This is a genomic window from Microbacterium wangyouchuni, assembly GCF_051546305.1.
Taxonomy (GTDB): Bacteria; Actinomycetota; Actinomycetes; order Actinomycetales; family Microbacteriaceae; genus Microbacterium.
On the sequence record NZ_JBPTMA010000012.1, the window covers coordinates 13,085 to 26,210 of the forward strand.

Annotated in this window: 4 protein-coding genes; all 4 read right to left on the bottom strand. The window is 64.8% G+C overall.

Annotated features, from left to right (window positions below):
* Positions 1-385: 385 nt before the first annotated feature.
* The 4 genes from ACSS7Z_RS15735 to ACSS7Z_RS15750 all read right to left on the bottom strand — a co-directional run bounded on the left by ACSS7Z_RS15735 (position 386) and on the right by ACSS7Z_RS15750 (position 13,107).
* Positions 386-9,265, bottom strand: a complete 8,880-nt coding sequence (locus tag ACSS7Z_RS15735) for a DUF5979 domain-containing protein (protein ID WP_438255818.1) — start codon at positions 9,263-9,265, stop codon at positions 386-388.
* A gap of 193 nt (positions 9,266-9,458) precedes the next feature.
* Complete coding sequence (locus ACSS7Z_RS15740) at positions 9,459-9,671, bottom strand: hypothetical protein (protein ID WP_438255819.1); 213 nt, start codon at positions 9,669-9,671, stop codon at positions 9,459-9,461.
* 100 nt (positions 9,672-9,771) lie between these two features.
* Entirely contained in the window at positions 9,772-11,283 is a 1,512-nt protein-coding gene (locus ACSS7Z_RS15745) for a sugar transferase (RefSeq protein WP_438255820.1), read from the bottom strand.
* Positions 11,284-11,385: 102 nt separating this feature from the next.
* Positions 11,386-13,107, bottom strand: coding sequence for a DUF4012 domain-containing protein (locus tag ACSS7Z_RS15750; protein WP_438255821.1), 1,722 nt, complete (start codon positions 13,105-13,107; stop codon positions 11,386-11,388).
* Positions 13,108-13,126 lie beyond the last annotated feature (19 nt).

A 13,126-nucleotide genomic window follows, 5' to 3' on the forward strand; every position in this document is an offset into this window, starting at 1 on the left:
GCAGAACACCGCCCCAGGCGCCTCCCAGAAAATCGGTAGGGCGAGGCATCCCCATGCCTCGCCCTACTTTGGGGAGCGTGCTCAGCGCGAGGGGGCGCGCCGAACACGAGGACCCGGGCGTGAAGGGACGCCCGGGGCCTCGTCGAAGGCGCGACGGATGAACCGCCGCGCGGGCGGGACGAAGCACGGGCGCCGGATAGGCGCACAGTGCACGATGATCCCCAAATCGATTTCCCCAGTATTCAGCACGACCCCAGTCGTGCAGTGCAGTTCGTCAGACCCCTCCGACGAACCCGGCCGCAAGATCCCCAGGCGGCTGAGTTCAGCCTAGACGCAAGACGGGGTGGATGCGAGCATTTCGCATCCACCCCGTCTCACTATTGCGTTACGCCTCGATGCGGCGGCGACGCCAGTGCAGCAGCAGGAACACGATGCCTGCGCCGAACAGCAGCGCCACGACGAGCCACAGCGATCCGGCCATACCCAGACCGGTAGCCGGCAGCTGCTTCACGAACTCGTTCGTGATCTCGACGTCGACAGCGCCTGCGGCCGTGACATCAGCCGCTGTTCCGGCGGTGACGACTCCGGCGACAGCGATGGTCGTCTTGACTGCTCCTCCGGCATCCGTCTCGACGATGCGGCAGTCCGCACCCTCGGGCAGGTCGCCGAACACGGCGGTGTAGCCGCCTTCGACGCGCAGCTCGCGCACCGTGCCACCGGGGATCTCGATCTGTGAACCGTCCACGGTGCACTGCAGCTCGACGAGGAACACACCGTGTGCCCCCTCGGCATCCAGGTCACCGGTCACGGTCTTGGTCACCGTGATGGCGGCGACGTCGAAGGTGTTGGTGGCGGTGACGGCGGCGCCGGAGTCGGCACCGATCACGACGGTGCCGTCGCTCGGATCGAGCACGGTGCTGGTGGCTCCCCCGGCTTCGGTCTCCTCGACGATGCACGAGGTGTTCGTCGGGTACGGGCCGAACGAACGGCTGTCCCCACCGGCGAGCGAGAACGATGCATCCAGCAGCGTGTCCCCCTCGTAGGTGCATACGGCGGTGAAGTCGAAGGAGCCCTGCCCGTACAGGTTGGCGCCTTCCCCGTCGATGATCTTCGAGACGGTGAGCACACCGGCGTCGTAACCGTTGGTGAATTCGATCGCGGATGCTTCGACACCCACAGCAACTACGGCGCTGCCGTCACCGTTGTCGGTGACGTTGTCGCCGGTCACAACGATGCTCGAGGCGTTGCTGCCCACCTCGGTGACGAGGCAGTCGGCGCGGGCCGGGATCGTGTTCTCGGGAACGGTGAAGGTTCCGTCGGACGCGAGGGTGAACTCGATCGAGGTCCCGTCTGCGCCGAACGTCACCGGGATGCCAGTTGCGCTCGTGCAGCTGAGGGTGAAGTCGAACGGTCCGAACTCGCCCTCAGCATCCGTCGAGACGCGCTTGGTGATCGACAGACCGGAGAACGCGTAGTCGTTGACGACCTCGGCGGTCTGCCCCGCGGGCATCTCCTCGTCCGCGTCAACCACGGCACTGGCTGCGAGGACGGTCGTCGAGGCGGGGCGACTGGTTTCGCCGAAGTCTCCGACGGCACCCTGCTCGGTGACATCACACACGGCACCGGTGGGGATGCCGCCGATGCGCTGCGTGTAGTCGTTCGCGGTGTTGAGCACGGCGACGCTGTTCGCGCCGAGCGGTACACCCACTCCGCCGACCGTGCAGACCACGTCGACGAGGAACTCCCCTGCCGCATAGTCGGTCGCTTCCCCAGTGATGGTCTTGCCGACCTCGATCGAGGTCAGTGCGAAGGTGTTCGTCGCGGTCACCGTCGACGAAGCGGATGCTCCGGCAACGAGTTCGACGATTCCATCGGTCGGTTCAAGCACGGTCGTGGTGGCGCCTGCGGCCTCGGTCTCCTCGACGGCGCACTCGGTGCCGGCGGGATAGGTGCCGAAGGTGCGCTGCGCGTTGGCGTCGAGAACGAAGATCTCATCCAACAGCGTCTGGCCACGGTAGGTGCAGACCGCGCTGAACTCGAAGGGGCCTGCGCCCCAGAGCTCGGCACCGGCACCGTCGACCACCTTCGCGACGGTGAGCACACCGGCATCGAAGCTGTTCGTGTACTCGATGGATGCTTCGGTCGTTCCGACCTCGACGCGAGCGGTGCCGTCACCGAGGTCGGTGACGTTGTCGCCGACGATGACGATGTCATCTGCCGCGGCGCTGTCGACCTCAGAGATGAGGCAGGTCGCGTAGGCGGGGATGGTGCCCTCGGGAGCGGTGAACTCTGCGTCGGCTTCCAGCGTGAAGGCCAGCTCGGTCACGTCACCGTCGAACGTCACCGGGATGCCGGTGCGGCTCGTGCAGGTGAGGGTGAAGTCGAACGGACCGAACGTCACATCAGCATCCGTCGCGACGCGCTTGATGACCGACAGACTGGCGAAGGTGTAGTCGTTCGTCAGCGTCGCTGTCTGCTCGGCGGGAACGCCTTCATCGATTGCCACCACGGTGGCCGCGTCGATGATCGACGGCGATCCGGTGCGTCCGGTCTCGCCGTACTCGCCGATCGCGCCCTGTTCGGTCACGTCGCAGGATGCGCCGTGCGGGATGCCGTCGATGCGCTGGGTGAACCCGTTCGCCGAATTGAGTTCGACGACCGCGTTCTCGCCGAGGGCGACGGTGATGCCGCGCACCGAGCAGACCACGTCGACGAGGAACTCGTCGGCCGCGTAAGAAGCTGCGGCTCCCGTGATCGCCTTCGTGACCTCGATGGAGGTGAGGTCGAAGGTGTTGGTCGCAGTGACGGCGGCCGCGGCATCCGGTTCGTCGCTGATCACGACGATGCCGTCTGCCGGGTCGATCGCCGTGCTGGTCGCGCCGCCGGTGGCCGTCTCTGCGACGACACAGTTCGTGCCGGTCGGGTAGACGCCGAAGGTGCGGTTCGCGTTCGCGTCGAGGCTGAATGCGACGTCGAGCAGCGTCTGTCCGCGGTAGGTGCACACGGCGGTGAAGTCGAAGGGTCCGGCGCCATAGAGCGCTGCACCTTCGCCATCGACGACCTTGTTCACAGTGAGCGTGCCGGAGTCGAAGCCATTGGTGAATTCGACCTCAACCGGTGTGACGCCAACGAGCACCGAAGCGCTGCCATCGCCGTTGTCGGTGACGTTGTCGCCAACGACGACGATGCCATCAGCATCCGCACTATCGACCTCGGTGATCACGCACGTCGCACGCGCCGGGATGAAGTTCTCCGCAGCGGTGAAGGTCTCGCCGTCTTCGAGCGTGAACTCGATAACGGTCGCACCGCCCTCGAACGTCACCGGAATACCGGTTGCGCTCGTGCAGGTGAGGGTGAAGTCGAACGGACCGAACTGGCCCTCGCTCGCGTCGGTGTCGACGGTCTTCGTGACCGACAGGCCCGAGTACGAGTACTCGTTCTCGATGACCGCGATCTGGTCTTCAGGAATGGCACCCTCAGAGTTCTCCAGAGCGACCACGAGGGTCACCGGGGAACCATAACGGGCGGTCTCGCCGAACTCGCCGACGGCGCCCTGCTCGGTGACATCGCAGGCTGCTCCGAATGGGATGCCGTCGATGCGCTGCGTGTACGCGTTCGCGGAGTTCAGCTCAACCACGGCGTGCTCGCCCAGATCGAGCGTCACACCCTGGATCGTGCAGACCACGTCGAAGAGGAACTCCTCCGGGGCGTAGCCGGCCGCGTCTCCGGTGATCTCCTTCGAGACCTCAATCGATCCGAAGATGAGGTGCACGCCGACGCGAGCCGGAGCGCTCTTCACATAGCTCGAGCTGTCCCGGAAGAGGAACTTTGCGCCGAACTGGTTCCAGGCGAAGGAGTCGGTTCCCGGCACTGCGGCCGAAGCGCCGCTCGGGTTCGCGTCGGAGGCGACGACGTTCGTGGAGCTGTAGGTGACGTCGACAAACTCGCCCGGGTTCAGGTAGCCGGAGGCCGTCGTGCCGAAGTCCAGGTAGATGCGCACACCTGAGACGTTGGCCCAATCGGCGTCGGCGATGGCGCCGGCCGAGACCCAGCCCTCACCGTTCTGCGCACAGGGCTCCTGGTTCTCGAGGTCGCCGTAGGTGCCCACGCAGACGCCCGGTGAGAACGTCACCTGTACGTCGGTGGTGGTGCCTTCCGGTGCCACGAGGTTCAGCGTGTCGAGCATCTGCGGGCGGTAGACCGAGCCGCGCGAGGCACCCGAGAGCAGGTAGCCGTCGCCGGCGACCGGAAGCTGATCGAACAGCACCAGTTCCTGCAGCGGAATCGTGCCGCCGTTCTGCGCGCGCAGCACCCAGTCGTCGGTTCCGCCGATCTGGCTGTTGGCCGCGCACGGCGTGCGGTAGTACGCACCGCCGGTTGCGACGAGGTTCTGCTGGCAGATGGCGTCGGGGTTGTTCGGGTTGATAGCCCCGTCGCGCTCGCCGCGCACGCCCTTGACGACGTACAGGTTCGGGGCGTTCGCCGGCTGCACGTACTCGGTCGTGCCGCAGGTGGTTTCGTCGTTTGCCCAGGCGTCGGTGAGAGCGCTGGGGTTTCTGACGTTGGTGCACTGCGTGAGGGTTTCGACGGTCGAGACGGTCATCTCGTTCGTGGCACGCTCGCCGGTGAGTAGTCCTGGCTGCAGTTCGAGCATGATGCGCACGGTGAAGCTCTCACCGGGCAGCATCTGCGCGCCTTCGGCCCACGTGAATACGAGGTTCTCGTATTCGGTGCCACCGTCGGCGACAGTCTCGATGTCCATGCTCTCCGGTGCCGGGAGCAGTCCGTCGGGGTCGGGCGTGTAGACCGGGTCCTCGCCGAGGTACACGAGGTGCGTCGGCAGCTTGTCGCGCAGCTCGGTGATGGAGAGGTAGCCGGTTCCGGTGTTCGTGAAGATCAGATCCCACGACAGCGGCGCGCCGGGGGTCGCGACACGCGAGGTGCCGTCGTTGACCTGCTTGTGCACGTCGATCTGGAAGGATCCTGGGCCCATCTCGACGAGCGCTGCGCTCGCCTTCGCCTGGGATGCTTCACCGTTGAGTCGATCGGCGACGACGATGACTTCGTTGTTCACGGTGTGCTGGTCGGTGAGGTCGATCTCATCGCCGCTGTCGCGGAACGTGTCGCGCAGCTGCACGGTGAATGCAGTGGTCGTGCTCCACGCCGGTGCGGGGAACGCGGTGGAGAAGAACGCGCCATCGGCACGGGAGAACTCCAGGTGGATGCCCTGGATGTCGCCGTACTGCGCGACATCGACGGGAACCGCGGCTTCCGCGATCGGGGTGGGCGCGGACTCTGCCCACGCCATCTCGCCGTCTGCTCCGAACGGCCCGTAGACGGCGACGACCACCTGGTCGGAGCCGCCGGGTGCTGCGATCGCGCCGAGCCCGGTGAAGTCGAAGCTGTTCCAGAACTCGGGTGAGCTCTCGAGGTCGTCGGTCAGCCGCACTTCCTTAGCCGGAAGGGTGCTCACCGGGTTGATGCCCTGGTTCGCACCGATCGTCACGGTGACGGGGTCATGGCGCGTGGGCTCGGTGATCGCCTCGGGAGCGATGGTCTTCGTGGGGCCGACGTTGATGTCGCCACCGGTGAGGACGACGGAGACGTCGTCGTTGGCTCCGGTGCCGGTCCCGTCAGCAAGAATCGGGTCATACGACTGCGCGAAGACGCGGTTGCTCACGTCGACCTTCTCGTTCGCGGGGACGACCTGCGGTACGCCGGTGCTGCGCAGCGTGGTGCGCAGCTGGGTGCCGAGCACGACATTCAGCCCGTTGGCTGAGGTGATCGTGCCGCCCGTGTTTTCCGGGTCCGTTCCCTGGAACGTGACGCTGATGCCGACGACGGATGCCAGATCCTCTGCCGACGCGGCGTTGACAACCGAAGCGGTGGTCGGCGTCGAGGTGTATTCGCCGTTCTCGTAGCGAAGCAGCCACACGGTGGAAGCCGCCAGATCGACCTGTGCCGGAATGCCGGCAGAGATCGTGACGTTCTTGAGGTCGAACCGCTCGAACGGGTTGCCCTGACCGGAGGCGGTCAGCCACTCGACGTCAGCGGTGAATGGGTCTCCCACAGCGCCGGCCACAGTTGCTGCAGTCTGGCAGTCGGTGACCGGGTCGCCGTCAACGCAGGTCGCGGGATCGGTCACCCGAACGTACGAGGCCTTCGAGACGGAGTTGTTGTGCGCCTTCAGCGTGAATGTCGTGGTCGGGTAGCTCGCGGCATCCGTGCCTTCCATCGGCACGTACAGCGGGCCGGCATCGCTGACGGTCTTGTTGACGCGGACGCCCGGGCCCGGGTTCGTGATGAGGATGGTGTCGTTGTCGGTGTCACTCACGACCGCACCGCCGTCGTTGGGCGTGCCATCGATGCGGACGGTGTTGTCTACGACACCGTCATCTGCGGTGTTGTAGAGCGCGCCCTCGGTCACCCAGGTGTCGTCGGAGCGCTTCTTGTCACGAATCTGCCAGCTCAAGTTGAACTGACGCGGCGCACTGCTCGTGGCGACGCCGCTGCCGGGCGCGGGTGCGTAGGGGTCGAGGTTCGGGCCGTTTTCAGCGGCTGCTTCTCGTGCCGGAGTGTTCTCTTCCAGCAGGATGCGCACACCGGTGGCCCCGGCCTGTTGGTCTGCCGTCAGCGTGTAGCCGACGAAGGCGCCGTTCTGGATCCAACCGGCGGCAGGGACCGGCATAGCGACCCAGGCACCGTCGATGTACAGCTCGACAGCAGTGATGACGTCGTAACGCAGGTACCAGCCGTTCGTGTAGGGCTGGTTGCTCGCGTTAATGACGTTGACGCGCGTGAGGTTGAACGCGTCAAAGACGGTTTCGGCCGGGTTCTGCGGAGCGCCGAGTTCGGTCGCCGGGGCGGAGTCGGTGATCACGACTTCCTCATACCCGGTTCCCACACGCCAGCTCAGGGTCGTGCTGCGCGTCTGGCCCGACTGAGCTGCGACGGTCGGCTGATCCCAGTGCTTGTCGATGCCGAGAACACCGGTACCAGCGTGGGTGATGATGGTGGCTTCACCGGTGTCGACGGTTTCATCTTCGAGCGGCGTGCCACTTTCGGTTTCGCCCGTTCCGGTGGTCGTCGCCGAGTTCTCGTACTTCACCGGCTGATCGGTTCCCGGGGTGGTGTGCTCGGCGGGGTCGGAGCGCAGTTCGTCACGTGCTTCGGAGACCACGTACGGCGTTACCGTCGTGTCTGAGGCGAAGCCGGTCGGGTTGTCGAAGACGAAGCGGATGCCGGTGAGGTCATCGGTCGTGTCGCCAGCCGGCAGCAGCGCCTGGATCTCAGCGTTGTTCAGGGCGACCAGCTGCGGGCCTTCCTCCGCGGGGAAGACCGTGAGGTCGATCCAGGCGCCGTCAGCGTCGCGCACCTGGATGGTGAGGCCGGCTCCGCCGGGCACCTGGGTGGGGGCGATGGCGTCGAGGTTGAAGGCGTCCCAGAAGCCACCGGCTTCGGTCCACGCGTCTTCGACGACGATCTGCGTCGCGGTGATGTAGTCAGACGTGGTCTTCAGGTTCGAGGTCAGCTGTGTGACGACGGTTTCGCCGGGCTGCACTGCTGAGCCCGGGCGGACAGTCTTCGTGAGGGTGACGTCGATCGCGGGCTTGAGTAGATCCAGCGTCGCGGGGTCATCGTTGGTCGCTTCAACGCCGTTCTGCGCGACGACGGTGGTGGTCGCGGTGTTCGTGGTTGTCCGCGACTCGGCACCCTCAGCGATCGCAGCTTCTGCGGTGTCGATCGTGAAGTCGATGGCGGTGTTCGTGCCGGGGGTGATGCCGCCGTCTTCGGCCGTGAACACGATCTCGAAGCCGGAGATGAGCACGCCGGGCAGCGCGGGGATCTCGCCGTCGACGAGAGCGATCTCGATGGGGTCGCCGCCGTCGAGCGGGTGGTAGATCAGCATTCCGGCGGTCGCGGCGACCGGCCGGGTGGGGGCGGCGGTAAAGCCAGCGAAGGTGATGTTCTCGTCGAAGTAGTCGAGGTCCGCCACGCGCAGTTCGTTCACGCCGACGTCAGAGGTGTTCGTGCCGACGATGCGGGCGGCAGCTGAGTCGCCGGCTGCGATGCGCGACGGACTGATGCTCTTCACCGTTGCCGCGGCGATCTCTGCGGGGATGACTTCATATAACGCATTGGCCGTTGCCGTGGCGGGGTCGCGGCCCTCGACCGAAGCGGTTGCCGCTACGACGTTGTCGACGGTCTGCACTGCGACCGACAGGTCTGCGTCGGTGTCGCGCTGGGTTTCGCGCTGAGCCAGGTTGAGGGCAAGGGCGCCGGCGGCACCCTCTTCGATTGCTTCGCCGGTGTAAGTCACGCGGATGCCGCCGACGTCGGCGGGGTTGATGCCATCCGGAAGAGCAATCGCATCAGATGGAGGGCCAGGAACCCACTGCCATGTACCGTCGGCCTGCTTCAGGTAGAGGTCCAGCTGAACTGCCTCGGCGCCGGCCGGCAGGGTGGTGTCGCCGAAGCCGGTGAGGTCGGTGATGGTGAAGGGGTTGCTGGCGTCGAGAGCGGCGGCGCCGTCGGCCGCAGTCTGCGGTTCCTGAATGGTGAGCTTCTCGACCGGACCGTTGGATGTGTTCGTGACGCTGAGGTCAATCGTCGAGGTGGCGCCGGGGCTGAAGCTCTGCGGCGTCGGCGACCAGGCTTTGCTTGTCGCCACGTCGATGATCTCGGGCGTGATGACGACGATGGTGGCGTTGTCGCTGTCGGGCGACGAGTTGTCTGCGGCAGTGTGGGCCGTGTTGGTGATGCTCTGCTCGCCCGGCTTCAGGTCATCGGGGGTCTGCAGCGTGATGGTGACGCTGAAGGTCACGCCCTCTTCGAGGCCGGCGCCGGCCGGAGAGGTGACCGCGCCGGTGAAGTCGACGTGCAGCGCGGTGTCTGCGGTGAGGGTGTTCGGGTGCGTTGCACTCGGGGTTCCGTCGGTGGTCCACTCGATCTGGCGGGGCACGGCCGCGGCACTCGGCGCGTAGGTGACATTCTGCACCGCGTATCCGGCGAGCTCTGCCGGGAGGGCGTCGTCGAGCGTGGCGTTGAGGCAGGATGCCTCGGCGCAGTTCACCGTGATCGTGTAGGTGAAGGGCTGTCCGGGAGACACCTGCGCCGGCTGGACGTTCTTCGTCACCGTGAGGTATTGCGGATCGCCTTCTGCAGCTACTGCCACTTGCGGGACGAAGACGAGGCCAGCCACTGCCAGCACCACCGTCAGAAGTCCGGCCCAGATCGAACGGATTTTTTGCGTGCGCGCGCGCATATTCAGATGTTCCTCAGATGTCCCGGCTCAACGAGACACCCCAGTGTGACCTCAATAAACACGACGCTTGCCAGATCGGCGTCGCCCCCAACTATTCCCACAATGGCATATACGCGTTGCGGTATCAAAACGCGTGGCGCGAAACGAAGAGGGCGGCGCGTCCGAAGATGCGCCACCCTCTGAAGTCAGATGACTACTCGTTGCCGATCGACTTGTCGGCGCTGTCGCGGATCTCGTCGATCTTGTCGGATGCTCCGGGAGCAACCTTCTTGGCGAAGTCTGCGACTCCGTCGAGAACCTTGTCGCTGACGTCTTCCGCCTGCTCGCTCTTGACGACTTCAGCGATCTTGTCCTTGTTCTGCTCGTAAAGGTCTTTGCCCTTGTTGACCAGGTCGTCGATTCCCATGTCGGGTCCTCTCCAAGTGGTTGCAATGCCAGCAGTTTCTGCAGGCATCTTCATTCTGTCTGCCTGCGCGTCAGAGCGGAAGACCTCGAACGGGGATTGATCAGCGGGCTGATGTGCCCGGCGCTACGACGGCGCGCACCGTGCGGAACAGGATGATGATGTCTTGTGTGAGCGACCAGTTCTCGACGTAGTACAGATCGAGACGGATCGTCTCTTCCCACGACAGGGCGGAGCGACCGCTGACTTGCCAGAGCCCACTCATCCCGGGCTTCACGAGCAGCCGGCGGTGGGCGATGTCGTCGTAGAGGGCGACCTCGGAGTCACGCTGCGGGCGGGGGCCAACCAGGCTCATCTCCCCCCGGAACACGTTGATCAGCTGAGGCAGCTCATCGATGGAGTGCCGGCGCAGGAACCGGCCAACCCTCGTGATACGCGGGTCGTCGTTGATCTTGAAAAGCGGTTTGTCGCTGCTGCCCTGCAGATCGAGAAGAGTGTCCAACTGGTCGTCGGCATCCGCGATCATGGAGCGGAACTTACGCATTCCAAAAGTCTTTCCGCCACGGCCGATGCGCTCCTGGCGGTAGAAGATTTTTCCGGGACCTTCGATGCGAATGGCGATCGCGACGATCAGGAACACCGGCAGGAGAAGCACCAGGAAGAGCGACGAGCCGATGAGGTCGAACATTCGCTTGGTGAAGCGTTGAGCCCCTTCCATGCGCGGGAAGTCGACCTGCACGAGCGGGAGGCCCGCGACCGGGGTGTTGTGCAGCCGGGGTCCGGCTATGTCCGTGAGCGCTGGCGCCATGATCAGCTGAATGTCGCGGTCAGAAACGGCGTAACCGAGCCGCCGCATCGTGTCGGGGTCGAGGTCGTCCGAGCCGACGATGATGAGCGCATCGATGTTCGCGTCTTCGAGCGCCGCTTCGGCGTGGGCGATGTCGCCGAGCACGTCGATGTCTGGCACACCCGCAGACGGCCCCTTGTTCGTGATGACTCCGACGATCTGATAGCCGCTGCCGTGGGTTCGTCTGATCTGTTTGGCCACGTGCTGGACCTTCGATGGCTCACCGATGAGGACGGCACGGTGGAGGTACTCCCCCTTCCTCTGGCGGCGGCGCAACCACTGACGCCACATCCATCGCGAAAAGAGCAGCAGCAGCAGCCCGATCGGAAAGACGACGGCAACCAGCATGCGGGAGAGGGACATGCCAAGGAAGAACACGATGGCGACGGTCGCCGCGAACACCACGACCGATGCGTTGATGATGCGGCGGTACTCGTCAGCCCCGTGTCCGACGATATGGCGGTCACGGGAGTCGGTCGCGTCAAGCGCGATCAGCCAGAGGATGCCGACGATGACAAGTGCGGCGAGATACGACAGCCGCGGGCCTCCCGGCCAGCTGACGCTCGCGAACAGCCCGGGTATCGCAATGAAAGAAGAGATCACGAGTGTGAGCACAATGACGATCACGTCGCTATAGAACAGCCTGCTCGCATAGCGACGCGGCCACGCTCCACGACGGGCCCGCTGCACCGGCACTCCGCCGGAACCGAGGGTCGCGGCACCGACGTCGGCTTGCTCACGCTCGATCTCGACGACTATGACGGCCACCCCATCCGGTCAGAAACAGTTCCTTGTGCGCGATGAAGCTCGCACAGAACCGGAAGTCATTCTAACCGATTCGATCTCTTTCGCCCGGTCTGTGAGGATCGGTCAGCTGTTGCAGCCGTCAGTGATGCTCGGTTTCGCTCCGTTGATCATCGGGTTCGTCTGAATCTCAAGCGGACCGAAGTCGTTGCCCTCACCGGCGAAAGTCGCCGTAACGCTGACCTCATCTCCCGGGTCGAACCATGCTTCGAATGCGACGACCGGTCGTCCGAGGTCATCGATGTCGCGGTGCATGACAGACACTTCTTCACCGGCGAAAGTGGCATCCGTCAGCGTGGTTCCGGGCGGGCCGTAGATATAGATCCAATCGCGGAATCGCGCCCCGAAGGTCATGCTCTGCACATAGCGCGGCAATGCTTCGGCCTGCTGTTGCGTCAGAGGAAGGGAGAGCGAAGCGTCAACGGTGAACGTTGCGACATCTGCTTCGCACACGGCCGTGGCGGCAGTCGCGGTCTGCGTGAAGTAGTCAATCTTCGAACCGTTGCTGTTGTTGAAATACACGCCGACAGTCGTCGATTCGGTGTTGTCCGTGGGCAGGATGCCGCTGGCGCGAGACCCCGCGACCATCTCGGTCACCTGCTCGTCTTCGCTCCAGACGAAGATGTCGCCCGCCTCAGCGCTTTCGGTGAGCGCCCACATCATGTCTTTGATGTCGAACTCCCCCGCTGCGATCTTGCTGAAGATCGCAGCGGCCGCGTCGGCGAAGAAGCCGTCGACCTTCTCCGGCTCGACATAAGAATCCCAGCGACCGTAGATCTGGCTCAGCAGCAGCGAGACCGCCGTGTCTGATTCGAGCACGTCTCCCGAGGCCAGATCGATCGGTCCCGTCGCGACGAGGATGCGTTCGATTGCGAGGGGGTCAACGGAGATGACTCCGGCGATCTCGTCATTCGAGATGTCGCGCTGCCACCACGCGCGCATGATTTGCGCTGCCGTGGGGAAGTCGGGCCGGCTCATGCTCGTATTGACGTGCTCGACGAGGTAGCCGGTGTAGAGATCGATAGCGCTCTGCGGAACGTCGACATCGACCGCCACGCCATTCTGATATTTGCCACTGTCGCCCTGGGCCCCCATCGAGATGACGCCGTTGTCGACGTGCACCATGGTCTGCGCCGCCGCGCTGCCGCCCAGAGCGAGTGTCTCGGCGTTGTTCTGGAACACCAGCAGGTAGTTTTGTGGCTCGTCTCCGCCGAGCAGTGAAGGCGCAAGTCCCAGTGCTGGCGCTGCGACCTCCATCACCTGGTCGACCTGGTCGACGCCGTCCCGAACCTGCCCGATCAGAAAGCTCGATCCGCTGACCGAGCGGATCTCCTCCGCCAGTCGACCGATGCGTTCGCCATGCTCCTGAGCCACCGAGAGCAGTCTCGTCGTGATCGCGTCGTCTGATGACTCCATCACCGGCAGAGCGACGTCGTTGACAAGAGCGTCGAGCGACTGGGCCGCGAGGCGCACACCTCTCAGGTTGTCTCCGACGACAGGGACCCACTCCATCACCGCCCACACGGGGTCGCTTGCCGCGGCCCCGGCGCTGGCAGCGTTCTCGGAGATCCCTTCCAGCGCTGCGTCTACATCCCCGCCGTTCTGAATCTCATCGACGTACTGCTGACTCGCGGTCAGACCATCCTTCACGGTGATCGCCCGCAGTCCGACCCAGCAGACGGCGAGCAGCAACACGATGATGACGAGAACAACGATCAACCAGACGCGTCGCACCAAGCGTCCGCGCTTTTCTGATTGGGTTTCAACGTCCGTGGTAATAGCGTGCACCGATGAAGTGTACCGAGCC